At 48.0% G+C, this 19,708-nt stretch carries 14 protein-coding genes; all 14 read left to right on the top strand.

All coding sequences use genetic code 11. The features are described from left to right. Positions 1–26: 26 nt before the first annotated feature. The gene (locus ACTTHR_RS01255; protein ID WP_442604892.1) at positions 27–1,172 is read left to right on the top strand and encodes a DUF2027 domain-containing protein; all 1,146 of its coding nucleotides are present in this window, start codon (positions 27–29) and stop codon (positions 1,170–1,172) included. A 21-nt stretch (positions 1,173–1,193) separates the two neighbouring features. Further along, on the top strand, positions 1,194–1,703 hold the full coding sequence (locus ACTTHR_RS01260) for a CYTH domain-containing protein (protein WP_442604893.1): 510 nt from the start codon (positions 1,194–1,196) through the stop codon (positions 1,701–1,703). A gap of 13 nt (positions 1,704–1,716) precedes the next feature. Next, positions 1,717–3,867, top strand: coding sequence for a S46 family peptidase (locus tag ACTTHR_RS01265; protein ID WP_442604894.1), 2,151 nt, complete (start codon positions 1,717–1,719; stop codon positions 3,865–3,867). Between the two features lie 83 nt (positions 3,868–3,950). Beyond that, positions 3,951–4,268 carry a metal-sulfur cluster assembly factor gene (locus tag ACTTHR_RS01270; protein WP_004332156.1) on the top strand — a complete coding sequence of 106 codons (318 nt, stop codon included), beginning with the start codon at positions 3,951–3,953 and terminating at the stop codon, positions 4,266–4,268. A gap of 152 nt (positions 4,269–4,420) precedes the next feature. After that, positions 4,421–5,206, top strand: a complete 786-nt coding sequence (locus tag ACTTHR_RS01275; protein ID WP_442604895.1) for a UDP-2,3-diacylglucosamine diphosphatase — start codon at positions 4,421–4,423, stop codon at positions 5,204–5,206. 526 nt (positions 5,207–5,732) lie between these two features. Further along, on the top strand, positions 5,733–8,831 hold the full coding sequence (locus tag ACTTHR_RS01280; protein WP_442604896.1) for a SusC/RagA family TonB-linked outer membrane protein: 3,099 nt from the start codon (positions 5,733–5,735) through the stop codon (positions 8,829–8,831). A gap of 29 nt (positions 8,832–8,860) precedes the next feature. After that, a complete protein-coding gene (locus ACTTHR_RS01285) occupies positions 8,861–10,477 on the top strand; it encodes a RagB/SusD family nutrient uptake outer membrane protein (protein WP_442604897.1) in 1,617 nt (538 codons plus the stop codon). Positions 10,478–10,736: 259 nt separating this feature from the next. Beyond that, positions 10,737–11,381, top strand: coding sequence for a DUF3256 family protein (locus ACTTHR_RS01290; protein WP_442604898.1), 645 nt, complete (start codon positions 10,737–10,739; stop codon positions 11,379–11,381). A gap of 39 nt (positions 11,382–11,420) precedes the next feature. Continuing rightward, the gene (locus ACTTHR_RS01295; RefSeq protein ID WP_442604899.1) at positions 11,421–12,356 is read left to right on the top strand and encodes a hypothetical protein; all 936 of its coding nucleotides are present in this window, start codon (positions 11,421–11,423) and stop codon (positions 12,354–12,356) included. Positions 12,357–12,495: 139 nt separating this feature from the next. After that, complete coding sequence (locus tag ACTTHR_RS01300) at positions 12,496–15,501, top strand: putative LPS assembly protein LptD (protein ID WP_442604900.1); 3,006 nt, start codon at positions 12,496–12,498, stop codon at positions 15,499–15,501. Positions 15,502–15,528: 27 nt separating this feature from the next. Next, entirely contained in the window at positions 15,529–16,227 is a 699-nt protein-coding gene (locus tag ACTTHR_RS01305; protein ID WP_315075683.1) for a rhomboid family intramembrane serine protease, read from the top strand. Next, entirely contained in the window at positions 16,224–17,192 is a 969-nt protein-coding gene (locus ACTTHR_RS01310; protein ID WP_442604901.1) for a rhomboid family intramembrane serine protease, read from the top strand. Before ACTTHR_RS01305 ends, ACTTHR_RS01310 begins: the two co-directional genes overlap by 4 nt. Positions 17,193–17,268: 76 nt before the next feature. Next, positions 17,269–18,477, top strand: a complete 1,209-nt coding sequence (locus ACTTHR_RS01315; protein ID WP_304285648.1) for an endonuclease/exonuclease/phosphatase family protein — start codon at positions 17,269–17,271, stop codon at positions 18,475–18,477. 24 nt (positions 18,478–18,501) lie between these two features. Then, positions 18,502–19,434 (top strand): DMT family transporter, encoded by a 933-nt coding sequence (locus ACTTHR_RS01320; protein ID WP_442604902.1) that lies wholly within the window; start codon positions 18,502–18,504, stop codon positions 19,432–19,434. The last annotated feature ends 274 nt before the right edge of the window (positions 19,435–19,708 follow it).

Consider the following 19,708-nt stretch of genomic DNA (forward strand, 5'->3'; position numbering starts at 1 on the left):
TGTACCACTAGAGCGTATTAGAAGTAATGGCAAAAGTATCTGTAGGAGATCGAGTGCGTTTTTTGAATGCCCAAGGAGGAGGCATCGTGCGCCGTATTGAAGGAAAGGTAGCTTGGGTAGAAGGGGACGATGGCTTTGAGTTGCCCACCCCTTTGCATGAGTGTGTCGTGGTTAATGAGCGTGATACCTTTGTACCGGCCTATCGTACTCCGCGAGAGATTCAGGAGGAAAAAGAGGCAAAGCGAGAGCGTCGCGCCGGGTCTTCGCAGGCATCCCAAAAGGTAGTGCCGACCCCTTCTCATACCGTATTCCAACATAAAAAAGAGGAACTCCCACCTCCTCAGACATTCCTCCCGGAGCGTCCCGAGGGCGAACAGCTCTCTATTTATATTGCTTGGCTGCCGGAGGATTTTGTTACATTTGGTAATTCTCCGCTCGAGTGTTACCTGATCAATGATAGCAATTACCACGGATATTACACGTTGTCTGCCCAGCAGAGCAATGGCTATTACCGCCTTGTCTCTACGGGGATAATAGAGCGCGATACTAAACTGTTGGTCGATACCATTCCCCTTGCAGAGCTGAATGATCGGGAGTGTTTACACCTCTCTTTCCTTCCCTATAAGCCCCACAAAGCCTATAAGCATAAGGAGCCGGTCTCAATCGATTTCAAGCCCGATGGGGTCAAGTTCTTTAAGCGTCATTGTTACGTAGATAACCCGTTTTTTGACGAAGATGCCCTTGTGCTCCCTCTTGTGGAGCAGGACAAATCGCGTCACGCAACAGTAGCTCCTGCAGACCTTGAAGCCTTGGCAGAATCCATTAAGACGCCCAGAGCTCAAAAAGAGCCTGCTCGCCCCCAGCGCGAGGAGAAGCGAAAAGCGCATAAAGAGCCGCTGGTAGTGGATTTGCACGCAGCGGAATTGCTCCCAACGTTGCAGGGTATGTCTCACCACGACATCTTGCAGCATCAGTTGTCGGTTTTTAGGGAAATAATGGATAAGCACCTTAAGAATAAGGGAATGGAAATCATCTTTATTCATGGTAAGGGTGAGGGTATCCTGCGCAAAGCAGTTCTTGATGATTTGCGTAAGCGTTACCCAAAGGCTTCGGCTCAAGATGCTTCATTCCAAGAATATGGTTTTGGAGCCACCAAGGTGACAATTCACTAGTATTCTATTATACTGTAGGGTATGGCTCTAGAGATCGAACGCAAGTTTCTCGTCAAGGATAAGGCCTTTTTAGAGGCAGCGGAGAGGCATGTCTCTATATGTCAGTACTATCTACACCAAGATGAATCCGGGGGCGTGCGTCGTGTTCGCTTCCTAGATGATAAAGTATATCTCACGATCAAAGGTCCCTCGTCTCCCGATGGTTTAGTGCGAGAGGAGGTGGAGCGTGAGATCTCTCCGGCAGAGGGGCAAACGCTCCTCGCACAGGGGCATGAGGGCAAGGTGTGCAAAACCCGCTACTATATCCCCTATGCCTCTTTTTTGTGGGAGGTAGATGTCTTTCATGAGGAGCTTGAGGGGCTTATCATTGCCGAGGTAGAGCTCCCGAGTTTAGAGGCTCAGCCTTCGCTCCCCTCTTGGGTGGGAGAAGAAGTTACCGGAGATGTTCGTTATTACAATAGTGCGCTGGCGCGAGTGGGGCAGTACCCTTTCCCCACGACCGGCCAGAGCAAACAACCGTCCAATACTTAAGTAGCATAAACTTATGAACAAACGATTTTTTCTTACTCTTTTGTTAGCATTTGTCTGCTCCACACTCGCCTACGCCGATGGGGGAATGTGGCTAATGCAGCAAATCAACGGACAGGTAGCACGGATGAAATCCCTCGGGATGCAACTCGAAGCTACCGATATTTACAATCCCAACGGCTCGTCGCTCAAGGATGCGGTGGTGATGTTTGATGGGGGATGTACGGGTGTATTGGTTTCGAATCAAGGCCTGCTTCTTACCAACCATCACTGTGGCTACGACCAGATACAGAAGCACAGTAGTGTACAACACAACTACCTCAAAGATGGTTTCTGGAGCTATTCTTTGGCAGAAGAGCTTGTAAATCCAGGTTTGGAAGTGGAGATTGTAGACGAGATAACAGATGTAACCGCCGCGGTAAAGAAGGAGCTGGAACGCATCAAAAAGCCCTCGGGGCTGGAGTTCCTCTCGCCAAGATACCTCTCCTCTCTTGCCCCCGAGATCGTGGGTAAGAAGGCTGCTTCGCGCCCTGGGTATCGCTACGAGATTAAGGCTTTCTATGGGGGTAATCGCTACTATATGTTTACCAAAAAGGTATTCCGCGATGTGCGTTTGGTAGCTGCTCCTCCTAGCTCTATTGGTAAGTTTGGTAGCGATACCGACAACTGGGCTTGGCCACGCCATACGGGAGACTTCTCTATTTTCCGTCTTTATGCCGATAAGAATGGCAATCCGGCTGAGTACTCAAAAGATAACGTCCCCTACCGCCCGAAGCGTTGGGTCAAGGTCAATGCTCAAGGCGTAAAGGAGGGAGATTTTGCTCTCATCATGGGCTACCCCGGTACTACTTATAAGTTCTTTACGGCTGATGAGGTGACTGAGTGGAGCGAAATTGACAATAACATTCGCATAGAGATGCGAGGAATTCTCCAAGATGTGATGTTGCGTGAGATGCTTGCCGATCCCAAGATTAATATCATGTATGCCGCTAAATATGCCTCTAGTCAGAATGGCTACAAGAGAGCACAAGGAGCCAACTGGGCTATTCGCCGCCGCTCTCTTCGTGAGATTAAGTTGGCTCAGCAACAAGAGGTACTGGCGTGGGCAAAGCAAAAGGGTATTGCCACAACCGAAGAGGCTGTTCGGGCTATCAGCAAAGCGATAGAGGGGCGTCAGGATCTTCGGATGCGTCAGCGTTATCTCCTAGAGGGGATTCTAATGGGTATTGAGATGAGCAATGCTCCTGCCGCCGATAGTGATATTGCTGAGCATTGGAATGATCCCGCGAGACGAGAAGCCGGCTTGCAATCGATTCGCAAGCAGTTCGAAGCCTTCTTTAATAAGGACTATAGCCCCGAAGTGGAAAAGGCTTTGGCCATCGCTCTTCTGACTCGCTATGCCGAGCGCATCCCCGCTGAGAAGCAACCCATCTCTATACGTGAGGGTATTGCCGAGTACGGATCTGCCAAAGCGTATGTAGAGATGATTTTTGAGAAATCTATCTATGCCTCCCGTGAGCGTTTCGAGGAGTTTATGAAAAATCCCGATCGAGACCTTCTCTTGCGCGACCCTATGAGCCGTTTTGCAGCATCTGTCGCCTATGAGCACCAAAAGCTGGCAAAAGAGGTGGCTGCCTTTGACGCTCCGCTCGCTGCGGCGCAACGCTCCTATGTTGCCTCCGTGCTTGACATGAAGGGGCAACCCAATCTTGCTCCCGATGCCAACCTAACACTCCGCTTTACCTATGGTGAGATCAAGGGGTATCAACCGCGTGATGTGGTGACCTATGGAGCCAAGAGTACCCTAGAGGGAGTAATGGAAAAAGAGGATCCCAATAACTGGGAGTATGTCGTGGATCCCAAGCTAAAGGCTCTCTACGAAGCCAAGAATTATGGACGTTATGCCAATTCGGATGGCTCGATGCCGGTCAATTTCTGTGCAACAACCCACACAACGGGTGGTAACTCAGGTAGCCCCGTGATGAATGCCCGTGGCGAGCTTATCGGACTCAATTTCGACCGCAACTGGGAGGGTGTAGGTGGTGACATAGAATATCTCCCCAACTACCAAAGGAGTATCATCTTGGACATCCGTTACCTGCTCTTTATTATAGATAAGTTTGCAGGTTGCCAGCGTCTGATTGATGAGATCCAACCGCAGTTCTAACCCAATATTGTTTTAAATCAAAATAGAAGAGATGGTATTCCCTTTGCTGTAGAGCTTGGGCTACCATCTCTTTTTCGTAAGTTATGGAGAATGAATTTCTGAAATTAGAGGAAGACATTGTGCGTATGCTTCGCACGGTCTACGATCCCGAGATCCCCGTAAATGTTTACGACTTGGGGCTTATATACAATGTGGATATAAAGGAGGATGGGCTAGTAACCATTACGATGACCCTCACGGCTCCCAATTGCCCTGCGGCAGATTTCATTTTGGAAGATGTGCGCCTAAAGGCTGAGAGCGTGAAAGGAGTCTCTCGCTGCGACATCGAATTGACTTTCGAGCCTGAGTGGAATCGGGAGATGATGAGCGAAGAGGCAAAATTGGAACTCGGCTTCCTCTAAGCAAATTCTCGCCCAAAAGTTGTCTCCCTTTTTGCCCAAGAAATTTTTCATTTCTGCCTGATTTTTACAGAAATCTTGCCCTAGACTTTTTTATTTTCCACCCTGTGTTTTTAGAAGTTCTACCCTTCTCATAAAAATAGATTCGATACTCTGTGATTTACTTTACAAGCGACGCACACTTAGGTTCGCACTATCACCCTGATGCTTCGGCTGTGGAGCGTAGGTTGGTGGCTTGGCTGGATGCAATTGCACCCGATGCCGAGGCCATCTACTTTTTGGGAGATATGTTCGATTATTGGTTTGAGTATCGTCATGTGGTACCCAAGGGCTATGTGCGTTTCCTGGGTAAGGTGGCCGAGTTGGCAGACAAAGGGGTAGAGATTTATTTCTTCCAAGGAAATCATGATGTGTGGATGCGCGATTACTTCGAAAAGGAGTTGGGCGCACACGTTGTAGATCATGCCATGGAGGTGCAGTTGGGCGGAGCTACTTTTCGTCTTTCACACGGGGATGAGGAGTATCGAAAGGAGCGTTGGATTAATGATGCGATGTACAGGCTTTTCCGTGCAAGGTGGGCACAACGGCTTTACGCAGCCGTGCATCCGCGCTGGACGGTAGGGCTGGCTCTCGGGCTTAGCGAGCGGAGTAGGCGAAAGGGGCTGCAGAAGCAGTCTGCCACTTATGGGGGCGATAATCCCTATTTTCACCTCGAGGATGAATGGTTGGTGCGTTGGGTTAAAGCTCGCTGTGAGCAATTCTCCCATGTACAATACTTCCTCTTTGGACATCGTCACTTGCTGGTAGATCTGATGCTGGGAGAGGGGCAGCGGCTCCTTATCTTGGGAGATTGGCTTCATTACAATAGCTATGCAGTGTGGAACGGTCGGGAGCTTTCTCTTGGAACGTTTGAGCCATCCGACCTCCCAATGAATGGATGAACCCTTTTGATGTTTTGGGGTGGAGATTTGCTCGAAATCAGTTGCTATATAGTGATAAATTACTATATTTGTCCCCAGTATAAAACGCAGGAGCGTTGTGCATTTCTCGCGGAGAGTGCAGGTGTTTCTTGCCAATATGCCGATTATGAAAAGGTTAGCACCGAGTGCCGTCTTTAGAGAGAGGGGTCTCCCTTTCTCCTCCTTGAGGTGAGTTCCGGTGCCTTAAGAGGACTCCCATACTATGTAGGGATTACGCTCCTAGCCACAGAGAAAGATATGAAATAAGATACTATTTAGGAGAGAGTAGAAGAGAGAAGAAAAGGTAGAGCGTGCTAGAGCGCGACAAAGATGATAGGACAATCGCCCCACATTGTGTCGCGGTCGCCCTTTTTCTCGTGAGTGCTACTCGTTCTTTCTTTGGGTTACAGGGCGATAATCATCCTCCAAGTCTTCCCTCTCCCTTATGGCTTTAGAGAATAAAAAAAGAACAGATAATCAAATTAGTAACAAGGAAAAAGAAATGTCTATGAAAAGATTGGCACTATTCTTCCTTACCCTGATGATGGGGTTGGGTTGGGCTGTAGCCCAGAATAGAACAGTGACAGGTACCGTTACTTCGGCAGAAGACAACGAACCTATCCCTGGCGCAAACATTGTAGTCGTAGGGCATACCAACATTGGTACTACGACCAACTTAGAAGGGAAGTTCCAGATTTCCGTTCCAAGCAATGCAAAGCAGCTTCAGTTCTCATTTGTGGGGATGAAGACACAAGTTTTGGATGTGAAGAACGTGATGAATGTGGTACTCGCTTCGGACACAGAAGTGATGGAAACCGTTGTGGTTGTAGGTTATGGTTCCGGCCAGAAGCTTAGCACCGTATCGGGTTCTGTAGCTCGTGTATCTAGTGAAAAACTAGAGAACAAACCCGTTGCTAACGTAATGGACGGTCTCCAAGGTCAGGTTGCAGGTATGCAGGTACAGACCACCAGTGGGGACCCTAACGCTGCTGCTTCGGTACAAATCCACGGTAATGCCTCTCTTGGAGCAGGGGGTGCACCTCTTTATATCATAGATGGTGTACAGACATCTGCTAGCGTGGTTATGGCCATGAACCCCAGCGACTTTGAGTCTATTACCGTACTTAAGGATGCTTCTTCTACCTCAATCTATGGTGCTCGTGCTGCCAATGGGGTTATCGTAATTACTACCAAGCGTGGTAAGCTCAACGAAGATGGCCGCATCTCTCTCAATGCCATGTATGGTATCTCTTCCCTTATTAGCGATCGTCCTATGCGTCAGATGATGACTGGGCAAGAGCTTATCGAATACCAACTCCGTCATACCGATGGTAAGGCTGCTCGCAAGAAATTCTTGGATGGATTCCAAGGAACAGCTTTCGATGGAACTGTGTCACAAGATGAGAATGGTGACTATGTCGCTACTATTGGACGTGACTATGACTGGCTCTCTTTCTTCCTCGGGAAGAAGGCTCCTACGTTCCAAGCTGACATGTCTATCTCCGGTGGTACTGACAACGTTTCGTACTACATCTCCGGGGGTTACTTCTCTCAAGAAGGTATCTCCAACTCAATCTCGAGATACAATAAGGTTAACCTCCGTAGCAACATTGATGCTCGTGTGAAATCTTGGCTCCGTGTTGGTGTTAATATTTCTGGAGGTCTTGTACAGCAAATTTCTGCTGATGCTTTCAATAGTGCTTATGTGGACGGTGGTACATTTGGTGCACTCACCATTCCTCGTTACTACAGCCCTTATACTCGTGATGCTAATGGTAATTCTACCAATACAAAAGCAGACTACCTTACTTTCCACCGTCTCTATCCTGCGATCACGGATGCTATCCTCTACAACCCCGAATACAAGGCTAAGTTTGTAAAGGAGGGTTCTAATAGCTATCGTTTTGGTACTTCTGCATACGCACAACTCCGCCCCGTTGATGGCCTTATCCTTAAGAGCCAAGCCGGTATAGATATGGTGTTCAGCCGTGACGAATTGCTTCTATATCCCAAGCACCCCGAAGTGAGTGGTTATGGTATCAATAGACAGTCTTATGATGGTTCTTATGCTATTACATGGACCAACACGGGTGAGTACAAGTGGAAGATGGACGATAACAACAACTTCACTTTCCTCCTCGGTCAGGAATTCGTAGATAGCAAGAGCGAAGGCTTCTCAGCACGTGCTAGAGGTCTAACGAATGAGAAGTTTATGATGTTGAGCCATGGTATGAAGGGTAACTATCTAAGTCTCCCCAGCCAATACCGTACAGCTTACGCTTACTTCTCTCTCTTCGGTCGTGTAAACTACCTCTTCAAGGATTACATGGCACTCGACTTCACACTCCGTAACGACCGCTCTTCTCGTTTCGGTTCTAAGCACCAAGCTGCTACCTTCTTCTCTGTTGGTGGTATGTATGACTTCATCCGTTCGGGTCTAGTTTCTGATAAGGGCGTTGTGAGCTCTCTCCGTCTTAAGGCCAACTATGGTACACAGGGTAACTCTTCAATTCCTCTCTACGCATCCTATGCTCGTACCGGTACAATCAACTATACAGACGAACTCGCATTCGGTGTTACCTCTATCGGTAACGACGATCTCGCTTGGGAACGTCAGGGTATGTTGAGCGTTGGCGTTGACTATGGTATGTGGAATGATGCTCTTACTGTAGACCTCGCATTCTATAACAGAAAGACTACCGACATGTTGATGAATGTACCTCTTCCTTACTCTACAGGTTATTCATCTCGTTGGGAAAACGTGGGCGCAATGACCAACCGCGGGGTTGACCTCACAGTGAACTACAACTTCCTTCGTACAAAAGATTGGGATGCTTTCGTTTCTGCAACCCTCAACTACAACAAGGAGCGCATCGATAACCTCTTTAGCGAAAAGACCAATAAAGATGGTTACCACGTAGGTGAAATTCACTATGCAGTAGGTAAGTCTATGGTATTCTATCAAGCTTCTTATGCAGGTGTTGACCCCGCTACCGGTAAGCAAATGTGGTACAAACTTGATGCAAATGGGAATGTAACCAAAGAAACAACAACTGAGTATAGTGATGCCTTGAAGCACCGTATCGAAAAGGCTGTGCTTACTGCTCCTTTCTCTGGTGGTGTTCAGATGGGTGTAACATGGAAGAAGCAACTTTCTCTTACAATGGACTGGACCTTCCTCACAGGCGTTTATTCTATGAACAACGACCGTTACTTCCTCGAAAACAACATGAGTGGTGGATTTATGATGCTTAACCGCTCTAAGAAGCTTATGAACGAGTGGAGAAATGATCTAACTGATGAAGAAAAGGCTAAGGTAACGGCTCCTAAGTTCGACGAAGACATGGTAATTGATGACCGTCTCTTGGAAAACTCTTCTTTCCTCCGTCTCAAAAACATTCAATTGGCTTACACTTTCCCCAAGAGTGTATTTGGTACACAAAAGGTAATCACCGGAGCTAAGGTTTATGTTTCGGCTCGTAACCTCTTGACCGTTACGTCTAAGGAATATAACGGCTTCGACCCTGAAACAAGTGCCGGTGGCCTTACGATGAACAAATTCCCCAATACACGCCAATTCGTTGGTGGTATCCAACTAATGTTCTAATAAAAGACCTATAATTCGTAATTAGACAGATGAAAAAAATAGCATTTTTCCTCAGCGCTATCCTCGCGTTTGCTACGATCTTTACATCGTGCGACGTAACGCGCTTGCCTGAAGGTACTCCTTTGCAGGAGCCTTTCCAGGATGTAAAGATGGCAAAGCAGAACCGAGATGCCGTCTATGCGTTGCTTATTGGGGTGGAGGCTCCCAACAATCTGAATTCTGCAGATATACAGACAGACCTTTTCCACCTTACGTATCTCGATAACAACTCTCTAAAGGGTCTTTATACCTGGCAGGAGCAGTCTGTTCTCGATCATGACAATATCAATTCTTACTACGCTGCTTACTACCAAACCCTGATGCAGGCTAACTACTTCATCATGCGTGCGGAAGAACTTCTTGCTAGTGCTGAGTATAAGACTACAGACGAAGAGAAGACTCTTCTTAAGCAGTACATCGGAGAAATCAAGATCATGCGTGCTCTTGCACACTGGCGTTTGATCCAACGTTTCTCTAAGCCTTGGGATGGTACAACAGATAACGACGAGCAATCGGGTATTATCTTGATGACTCAGTACGATCCTCTCAAGGGTGCTAAGTCTAAGAAGGCAACGCGTGCCGAAGTATATCAATCTATGATTGAAGACCTTGACTATGCTATTGCTAATATTGCTAACGATGCCAATAAGGATGTAAAGCCGGCTATCTATCTCACTCGTGACTATGCTTATGCTGTAAAGGCTCGTGTATGTCTTACAAAGCATGATTGGCAGGGTGCTGTAGATGCATGTGATGCTTTCATAGATAAGTATCCTATCAATACTGCCGGAGATGCTGTTGCCAAGACGAAGTCTCTTGCTTCTATCTGGACAACAGAAGATAGTCCTGAAATCCTTGTCCGTCTCCGTGCTACGGCTCAAGAAGGTGCTGTTACCAGCTATCTCCTTTCCGGTCGTCATATGGAGGGCTACAAGAACCCTAATGACTACAAGGATAAGACCAGAGCTTGGTTCGTTTATTACCTCCCCTCTCTCGTATTGGAAAAGTGGGTGGTAGACCTCTATTCTGCTAACGATATTCGTAAGAAAGTGTACATTGATACAAAGGGATTCTATCGTGATGATTTCGGTCTAAACTTCAATACTCTCACAAAGTATTCCGGTAATCCGTCTCTTAATACCGATGCAAAGGTCTTCCAGTTTAAGTTTGGTGTTCACCTCTTCAATGTAGCTGAAGCATATCTTATCAAGGCAGAAGCTCTTGCTGAACTTGGTAGAACTGCAGACGCAGCCGAGACTATCGTTAAGATTGAGAAGTCTCGTCTCTCCTCGGGATATCCTGATCCTGTAGACTTTGGTACGAAGGATGAGGTACTGAAAGAAATCCGCAACGAGCGTGTACGCGAACTTGTAGGTGAAGGTTTCCGTACCAACGACCTTGTTCGTTGGAGAATGGGCTTCAAGCGTAGCGAACCTCAATCTGGAGGTCTTGCTAGCGCCGGACAGCTCTTCGGTACATCTAGTGCTGTACAAGAAGTTGGTAAGAACCTCGAAAAAGAAGCTAGCGATAAGATGTTCATTTGGGAATTCCCTCTCCGCGACCGCGAGAACAATGAGAATCTCCAGAACTTCCGCAACTGGCGTTAAGATACTCTCCGAGGAGCTGAAGAATATCCCGACATCCTGCTAGGGAACGGGATTCGCCTCCTCTCCAATATTCAGCAAAAGCTCTCCCTCTCTTTCGTAGAGAGGGGGAGTTTTTTTCTTTTCCCGGGCTAAGGGGAATAGATTCGCTTGCGAGAGCTCCGTTGGGATAGAGGAGAAAAAAGGAGAGAAAACAAGGGGAAAGAGCAGAGTAAACACAGGAGGGGAGGGGATGTTTTTTTGTTGTATCTTTGCCTGAGTTATGCAGAAGAGAAACTTCGTACACCCTTTGTTTGTGGGATTGCTCGCCTTTGTTTGGATAGCTCTACCCCATTCGTCCCTTCGGGCGCAGTCTTTGGAGGAGCTTATTGCAGCTTTACCTGAGGGAACAATCCCCTTTTTGGATGTTGAGGCTCGCGAGTCTTTGGTAAAAGCCAAGCCTATGCAGGAGGTGGAGGTGCAGGCCTTGGGGTCTCTTCTCGTGCTCAAGGTAGAGGAGCGAACCAAGCGTTTCCTCTCTTTCGGGACGGGGGCACTCTCTTTCGAGATGGTTGCTTTACCTCATGGTGGAGGGGATATACTTTGTTGCATTACCACGATAAAGGAGCCGTTTGTCTACTCAAGTATTTCCTTTTTCAATAAACGCGGCGAGACGCTTTCGCCCGAGAGTCTGCTGCCGCACTGCCCCATAGCCAATTTGCTTTTGCCTGAAGCGACTGATCAAGATAGGGCAAACGTTTTTGGGCTTTCGCGCTCTATTTCTTTCTCTTCTAGCGAAGAAATTTTGAATGTCTCACTCGTGCCGGAGAGTGCTCCTACGGAGGAGGAAAAAGAGCATTGGCGCACCCTACTACGTCCGGAACCCCTTCGTCTAAAGTGGAAGCGTAAGGCTTTTCAACTTCAATAACCCTCGAATCCGTTTGGAGAGATAGCTCTTTAGTTTTATATGCAAGCCCTTACTTCTAAGCAAAAAAAACTCCTTATTGTAGTAGCTTTTGTCGTTGTTGTTTTTCTCTTGGGGTGGTTATTCTTTTCTCTTCTCTCTAGGGAGCGTCGTCATTTGGACAAGGAGAAAAAAGAACTTGTGGAGATGGAGCGCGCCAAAATGCAGGAGGAGCTTTCCATGCTTGAGGAGGAGTTCGGCATTCAAGCACAGAAGATTCGCGGAGCTTCCGGCTATGGAGAGAATCGCTTGCACATCGTTTCCGATTCGCTTCTCGATCAATTGGGGGAGGCTCAAGCTAAGATAAATAGGCTTACGGAGGAGCTACGCGCGGTAAAAGACACGGATGCTAAGCGCATTAATGAGCTATCTCAGGAGATTACATCGCTTCGCAAAGTTTTACGCTCCTACGTGGAGCAGATCGATTCGCTTCAGAGGATCAATACGGAGTTGCGGGAGGAAAACCAGAAAATGAGCGATCATATAGAAGCGACCGAGGCAGAGACGCGTAAACTGGCCGGGGAGAAAAGTTCTCTTACCGCCCAAGTAGCTCGTGCTGCACGTCTCGAGGCTCAAGGTCTACGGACTGCAACTCTCGACAAACGAGGGCGTGCCACTCAGCGGATTGAGAAGATACAATCAATAAAGATAGAGGGGACTATTGCACGTAACGTTACGGCACAACCCGGGCGACGTATCCTCTATTTACGCATCCTTAATCCTAACGACCAACCCCTCGCCGGGGATGGTGCCGCCTTCAGTTATGAGGGGAGCACGTTGCATTCTTCGGCTTCTAAAGAGATAGAATATGGTGGGGAAGACCTTCCCTTTGTGCTCTATTGGAATGTGGCAGAGACCCTGCTTGTGGGTACTTATCGCGTGGAGTTGTTTGCCGATGGGTCGCTGGTCGGGCGCACCTCTTTTACTCTTCGCGATTAGTCTTTAGGCGTGAGGCGAGAGAGCCTGTCTACCGAACGCTCTCTTTGGAGCAACCCATACATCTTGATTTATCCTATACCCTCTCAGCAAAAAAAGAGGTACTTTTGTACGTTAAGACAGCAGTGCACGCCAACGCAGTATGAGTACAGAGCACTTTGTGTGGAGTAATAGGATAACTGCCTTTTTGCTACTCTTCTTCCTAATCTTGGGAGGAGGGTGTACGATGCGTCGTCCTTCGGTTTCTTCTTCGCCCGCTGTCTTACCCCATGAAACCCCGAGAGACACTCTTACTTTAGCTTCTGATTCTTCTTTCTCTTCTGCCCCCACCTTACCGGAGGTTGCTACTGCGCTAGGCAAAGAAGCTCCCCTCGGGCTAGATTCTCTCCCCCCTGATTCTTTGGGGAGACCGGCTGCATTGCCCGATTCCTTACCTGCTACGATACTTCCGGATAGCTTGTCAGAAAAAGTGGAAGAACCGGATTCTCTCTCCACTCCTCCCGAGGGGCAAGAAAAACCTATTGTGCTGGAGAGTGTGATCGAATTCGCCGCAGAAGATTCGATTGTGATGCTGGGGCAAAATCGTGTTTACTTCTTTGGCAAGGGCAAAGTGGACTATCAGTCGATGAACATACAGTCCAACTTCATGCATATCAATACCGATAGTTCGGAGGTGTATGCTCAGTATGTTTTAGACAACGAGGGGCATCCTATTGCTTACCCCACCTTTACGGACGGCAAACAGAAGTTTGAGAGCGAGACGATGCGCTATAATTTTCGGACGGAAAAGGGCTATATCACGGGTATCCTAACCCAGCAGGGGGAGGGCTTTTTGATGAGTGATGAGGCAAAGCGTATGCCTGACAATACCATGTATATACAGGGCGGACGTTATACCACGTGCGACAATCACCTCAACCCTCACTTCTATCTCCAGCTCACAAGAGCCAAAGTCGTACCCGACAAAAACATAGTGGCAGGCCCTGCTTATATGGTAATGGGGGGAGTTCCTCTCTATCTTATTGGGTTGCCTTTTGGCTTTTTCCCCTTCAATGAGCAGCGTACCTCGGGGCTTATCATGCCCTCCTATGGAGAGGAAGCAGATCGAGGATTCTATTTGCGAGGCCTGGGGTTGTACTACGCTATCAACGACTATGTGGATCTAACGGCCCGTGCCGATCTTTATACCAAAGGTTCTTGGGGGCTTTCGCTTGAGTCTAACTATCGACGGCGTTATATGTATTCGGGGCATTTTAGTGCAGGCTATGTCTCTACGTCTCGGGGGGATAAACAGATCCCGGGAGACTACTCCAGAAGTAAGGATTTTACCGTCAATTGGTCGCATACGCAAGATCCAAAAGTGGACCCCTTGCGCACGTTCTCGGCAAGTGTCAATTTCTCTACGAGTAGCTACAATCACAATTCGATAGATAGGATGTATGACCCCGATCGTCGTGCCGAGAATACAAAAGGATCCAGCGTGAGCTATTCTCGCCGCTTTACCAGCATCCCGCTCTCTCTTACGGCCGCGCTTAATATCGACCAGCGGTCGCGAGACTCCACCCTGTCGGTTTCGCTACCCAATCTTTCTGTTTCGCTCAGTACGATTTACCCGTTTAAGAGGAAAAAACGTGTGGGTAAGGAGCGTTGGTATGAGAAAATCTCGATGAGTTATTCGGGCTCTTTCCGTAATAGCATTACGACCAAAGAGAATCTTATATTGCAGAGTAGCCTAGTGCGGGACTGGCGTAATGGGATGCAGCATAGTATCCCCATCTCCGCCTCCTTCGACCTCTTCGACTATATTCGCATTACCCCCTCGGTAAGCTACAACGCCAAGTGGTACACGAGCCGCAGCACTATGCGCTACGACGACGAAAAGAAACGCCTGGTGGATGCTGATACCACTTTTGGTTTCTATCACATCAATGACTTCAGTGTCTCCCTCTCTGCCTCCACTACGCTGTACGGATTCTATAAGCCGTGGAAAATCTTTGGAGACAAGGTGCAGATGATACGGCACCGCATTACGCCCTCTGTTTCGTTGGGATATACCCCCGATTTTAGTGATCCTTTTTGGGGATATTACCGCACGGTGCAGTATACAACGCCCGAAGGAGAGTGGCGCGAGGAACCCTACAATCTCTATCGTAATGGTATCTTTGGGGCTCCCGGTCGAGGCAAGTCCGGCGCACTTTCGTTCAGTTTCTCCAACAACTTGGAGATGAAAATCCGTACCCTCAAAAGTGACTCTACGGATAGCGAAGAGGCCTTCAAAAAGATTAGTTTGATTGACCAATTCGACTGGCGAGCAAGCTATAACATGATGGCAGACTCGTTGCGTTGGAGCAATATCTCCGCTTCTATTTCCTTCCGCTTTTCGTCCCGTTTTGCGCTGCGCTTGAGCGGGGAGTTTGATACGTATCTCTACGATTACCGCCTTGATTCAAATGGGAAGCCCATTCCCTTCCGCGTTGATAAACTTCGTTTGCTCCATGGGAAAGGCTTTGGCCGACTGATTGGCACCGGCACCGGTTTTAGCTATCAATTTAACAATCAGAGCTGGGGCAAGCTAGTAGAGTTGTACCACAAAGTATTTAAGAAGAAGGGTAGTGACGCACCCGAGGAGCCGCCTTTGGGCGATACTTCGGCACCTAGAGACGACGCTTCTCCTTCGCAGACCGGCCCTATCAACCTAGCCGGGGAGGGGGTTGTGTCTCGTCAAAGGACGTCGGAGGAGATCCTGGGAGAGCATGATGCTGATGGGTATGTATTGTGGAATTTCCCTTGGAATTTCTCTTTCAACTACAGTATGAACCTAGGGTATGACCGTGCAAATTTTGACATGGAGCGCAAAGAGTTCCGTTATAAGTTGACCCATAACCTAAGTTTCCGTGGGGATTTTAAGCCCACAAAGAACTGGTCGTTTATGTTTGATGCCAACTATAACTTCGATCTCAAACGCATTACCAATATGACCCTTTCTATCTCGCGCGATTTGCACTGCTGGCAGCTCTCGGCGAGTGTTATCCCCATTGGTCCCTATAAGAGCTATACGATTACTATTGGCGTTAAGTCGCAGCTCCTCAAAGATCTCAAGTATCAGCAGAGCAATCTCACAACGAGCAATAATGTCTCTTGGTATTGATTCCCTTTTTATTTTATCCGCTACACTATGAACGTTTACGAACATCTCAAGCAGAGAATCCCCCCTGTAACTCTCAATCTTATCCTTATCAATTTACTGATTTGGTTGGCACAGATTGTTTTTCTTCGCCTTGGTTTCGACCTCTCGCAGGTGCTGGGGCTCAAGTACTACGCGGCGGATTCGTTCTACCCCTTTCAGCTTTTTACTTATGCTTTTTTGCACGATACGAGTAGTTTGGCTCATATCATCTTCAATATGTTTTCGCTCTTCATGTTTGGAGGGGCGGTGGAGCAGCGGATGGGGTCGTGGCGATACCTGTTCTTCTATGTAGTCTGTTTGCTTGTTGCAGGAGTCTGCCAGGAGATCTTTTGGTTTACGGAGTTGCACGATGTTGTCTCCTCAGGAGCTGAGATGATTAACCTTAATGGAGTACAGACGCTCCCCCTACGTAGTTTCTTAAACCTCTTTGTAACCATCGGAGCTTCGGGTGCTGTGTTTGGTTTGCTCCTTGCTTTTGGGATGCTTTTCCCGAATGTCCCTATGTATCTTTTCTTTATTCCTATTCCCATCAAGGCGAAGTATATGGTGATTGGTTACGGGCTTCTGGAGCTTTTCTTGGGAATCTCTAGCTATGGCGATGGCGTTGCGCATTATGCCCATCTGGGGGGAATGTTAGGCGGCTTGGTGCTCTTGCTCATTTGGAGAAAGAAAGGAGTTGTACGATGAACCGCCCGAGGCATATCACATCTTTACGTGCATTTTGGCAGCAATCCTCTCCGGCATCCCGCCTGATTGGCATAACGGTAGGATGGACGCTCCTCCTTTGGATTCTCAAAATTGTACTTCAACTATTGTCCGCTCCCTCTTCGTGGATCGACGTCCAGCTCGCTCTCCCTGGGAGCCTTTACACCCTAGGGCACAGACCTTGGACGCTCTTTACCTATATGTGGTACCACAACGACCTCGGTCATCTCGTGGTAAATATGCTGCTTCTGTACATCTTTGGACGCCTTTTTCTAGCCCATCTCACCTCCCGACAATTCTATATTGTCTACATCTTGGGAGGGGTTTTAGGAGGCTTCCTTTATCCCTTGCTTTTTTCGATTCTCGATGCTGTGGGGCTCTTTTATATCCATCTGCCCCTTTACGGCTCCTCGGCAGCCATTCTTTCGTTGATTGTAGCAATTGGAGGCTACTGCCCAAAAGAAAAAATCAGATTCCTTTGGGTTGGATCCCTCTCCTTGTACGTTGTAGCTCTTATTTTTGTTGTAACGTCGTTGTTATTCAATCTGAATAGGAATGTTGGGGGCTCTATTGCTCATATTGGGGGAGCTGTGTGGGGGTTGATTTTTGCTCGTTCCCTAAGGGGTGGAGTAGATATTACTCGCCCGATAGCCCTCTTGTGTGATCGGGTAGCTTCGCTTCTAAAGGGACGAAAAACGACCTCTCGGGGAGGAGGCTCTCGTCAACAACGTCGAGAAAAAGCATCTTCGGCTCAATCCTCTTTTGACGGGGGAGATAGCACTTCCGCTCACTCTTCGTCGGTCGATCCTTCCCCCAAGGCTTCGGACGGTCCCACCCTAGAGGAGGTGCTTGACAAAGTGAAACGCTCGGGCTACAGTGCTCTCTCCGACGAAGAGAGAAGCCTGCTTTTCGATAGACCTTCTCGGCAAGACTCCTCAAAAGTCTAATTATTTTGCTAGCTTTGTACTACCTTCGGATAAACTCCGGAGGAGGGCTTTACTAAGTTGTAAAGCACAAGGCTACATGACGCAAAGATCCGATATTACACCCCAAGAGCAGACGGCTCGCCACACCCTTAAACGGCTTTCGAGACCTAGGAATACAACTCAAAAAGTATCTTCGTCTCGAGCTTCTCGCTGTCGCAGTTTTTGCTACAATCTCTTTCATTCGGTCTCGTGGCTCATCAATCTCTTTTTGGTGGCATTGCCCTACCTCTTGGCTCTTTTGGGGCAGTACCTCTCGCCCCGATTTTTCCTTTTCCCGGCCTATTTGGGCTTGGCTTTCCCTTTTTTACTTTCAATGGTTGTGCTTTTCTTGCTTTTTCGCCTTGTGCGGAGGCAGTGGCGCGGCTTCATCTTTAATTTCCTTCTACTGGCTCTCTCGTGGTGGAGCATCCGGTCATATATTCCCTTACATCCTACACCTTCGGTAATTCCACCTCATGCCGTTAAGGTCTTGTCTCTTAACTGTCAGGCTTTTGCTTACGAGAAGCATACTGCGGATAACCCCAACCCCACTCTCCGGTACATTAAGGATAGTCATGCCGATATTGTTTGCCTGCAGGAGGCGGCCATAATGCGTGATGATTCTCCCTACGTCTCTGCTAAAAAGATTTCGGAGTATCTCCCCGAGTATCCCTATGTAGTTACGCGCTATGCCCAAGGAGACCGAGGTACTAGTTTGATGCTTCTCTCTAAATTCCCCGTGCGCAATACGCGTATGTTGCCCCTAGAGTCCACTTTCAATGGAGGCATTGCCTATACGTTGGATGTGGCTGGTCGAGAGCTTACGGTTTTCAATTTGCACCTGGAGTCTTTCCGTCTCACCACAGAAGATGGAACACGCTACGCCCGTCTCGCTCGAGAGATAGAGGCTATTGCCCTCAAAGAGCAGATGGAACAAAAACTGGGTCCTGCCTTTCTTAAGCGCGCTAAGCAAGCCGACCGCGTGCATGTAGAGATTATCCATGAGAAGACGCCCTACGTACTTGTCTGTGGCGATTTCAATGATACGCCTATTTCGTATGCCCACCAGCGCATTGCTTCCGGCCTCATAGATGCTTATGCTTCTACGGGTTGTGGGGCTGGTTATAGCTTTACCTTTAAGCGGTTGGGCTTCCGTATCGATCATATCTTGCATAGTCGCAGGGTTAAGTCCTACAATTGTAAGGTGGATAAATCTGCAACGATAAGCGACCATAAGCCCTTATCCTGTTTTATCTCCCTCGAGTAATTTTAATTCTCTTTTCCCTCAGCTATGGAGACTACTCCTCAACATAAGTTACGCGGCTTGCTGATTGCCGGTACCTCTTCGGTAGCCTTCGGCTTTATTCCCCTATTTACATTGCCCTTGATGGCAATTGGGCTACGTACACCCTCTATCCTTACCTATCGTTTCTTGTTTGCAGCCCTTGCGATGTTCCCTCTTTTGCTGTACAGAAAGATAGATCTTAGGATCACAGGGCGAGAAATAGGGGTTTTGATCTCTTTGGGGCTCGTCTACATTGCCTCGGCTATGGGGCTGCAATTGGGGTATCACTACATGCCCAGTGGGGTGGCTACGGTGGTCCATTTTACCTATCCGGTTTACGTTATCCTACTCATGTTGATCTTCTACAAGCAAAGACCTACGAGAGTTATGGTTCTCGCCATTCTCTTTGCTTTTTTTGGGGTGCTTTGCCTCTCGGGCTTGGGATTGGAGAAGGTGGATCGGCGATTTTTGATAGGGATGCTCATTGTCGCTCCTACGGGGTTGGCGTATGCCTCTTATATGGTTATTGTCAATAAGAGTGTGGTGCGTACGATGAATAATATCAAGCTTAGCTTTTATGCCCTGTTGGCTTGCGGGAGTGGATTCCTAGTGATTGCCCTCTTTTGGGGAGGTCTGCAAGGGATTCCTTCGCTTGAGGCCTGGGGGTTAACTATCGCCCTTGCGCTTATCCCTACCGTAGTTGCCAATATAACACTGGTGGAGGGGGTCAAACTGATTGGCTCTACCATGAGTGCCATATTGGGAGCCTTGGAGCCTCTAACTGCTGTGGTGATTGGATTCCTGGTCTTCGACGAGGTGCTAACCCCTTTGCGCCTTGTGGGGGTTTTTCTTATCATACTATCGGTGCTCCTCATTGCCCTCTCGGGGCGTATTGCCTACTTCTTCAAAGTTTGGCATCTGCGCAAGAGGCATCGTTAGCCCTTCTGCTTGGTTTAGAAGTGATAGGTCCCAATATAGAGAGATAATGTGCTTGTCCTGTTCTTGTAAAAGTGCAGGGCAGTTTTTTTTGTCCACGTTGGAGTCGATTTTTTCTTGGGTAGAATGCGACCTCCACACTGCCCAAAACTTTTTTATTTCTTAGGTGAAAGTGGAGAGGCTTTCTGGGCGGGAACAGAAATTTTTTCACTCTGATTTCTCTCCGTTTTTACACCTCTTCTTATGTGGAATAGAGGAGGTTGCGAGGGAATCTGCA

Origin of the sequence: Porphyromonas endodontalis, from assembly GCF_052173515.1 — a bacterium.
Classification (GTDB): Bacteria; Bacteroidota; Bacteroidia; order Bacteroidales; family Porphyromonadaceae; genus Porphyromonas; species Porphyromonas endodontalis_A.

What these genes read in the sequence shown, in the direction of transcription:
- ACTTHR_RS01295 (WP_442604899.1), top strand. Translation starts at nt 11,421, where the DNA reads ATGCAAGCCCTTACTTCTAAGCAAAAAAAACTCCTTATTGTAGTAGCT.
- ACTTHR_RS01290 (WP_442604898.1), top strand. Translation starts at nt 10,737, where the DNA reads ATGCAGAAGAGAAACTTCGTACACCCTTTGTTTGTGGGATTGCTCGCC.
- ACTTHR_RS01315 (WP_304285648.1), top strand. Translation starts at nt 17,269, where the DNA reads ATGACGCAAAGATCCGATATTACACCCCAAGAGCAGACGGCTCGCCAC.
- ACTTHR_RS01255 (WP_442604892.1), top strand. Translation starts at nt 27, where the DNA reads ATGGCAAAAGTATCTGTAGGAGATCGAGTGCGTTTTTTGAATGCCCAA.
- ACTTHR_RS01265 (WP_442604894.1), top strand. Translation starts at nt 1,717, where the DNA reads ATGAACAAACGATTTTTTCTTACTCTTTTGTTAGCATTTGTCTGCTCC.
- ACTTHR_RS01285 (WP_442604897.1), top strand. Translation starts at nt 8,861, where the DNA reads ATGAAAAAAATAGCATTTTTCCTCAGCGCTATCCTCGCGTTTGCTACG.
- ACTTHR_RS01280 (WP_442604896.1), top strand. Translation starts at nt 5,733, where the DNA reads ATGAAAAGATTGGCACTATTCTTCCTTACCCTGATGATGGGGTTGGGT.
- ACTTHR_RS01305 (WP_315075683.1), top strand. Translation starts at nt 15,529, where the DNA reads ATGAACGTTTACGAACATCTCAAGCAGAGAATCCCCCCTGTAACTCTC.
- ACTTHR_RS01260 (WP_442604893.1), top strand. Translation starts at nt 1,194, where the DNA reads ATGGCTCTAGAGATCGAACGCAAGTTTCTCGTCAAGGATAAGGCCTTT.
- ACTTHR_RS01310 (WP_442604901.1), top strand. Translation starts at nt 16,224, where the DNA reads ATGAACCGCCCGAGGCATATCACATCTTTACGTGCATTTTGGCAGCAA.
- ACTTHR_RS01270 (WP_004332156.1), top strand. Translation starts at nt 3,951, where the DNA reads ATGGAGAATGAATTTCTGAAATTAGAGGAAGACATTGTGCGTATGCTT.
- ACTTHR_RS01320 (WP_442604902.1), top strand. Translation starts at nt 18,502, where the DNA reads ATGGAGACTACTCCTCAACATAAGTTACGCGGCTTGCTGATTGCCGGT.
- ACTTHR_RS01300 (WP_442604900.1), top strand. Translation starts at nt 12,496, where the DNA reads ATGAGTACAGAGCACTTTGTGTGGAGTAATAGGATAACTGCCTTTTTG.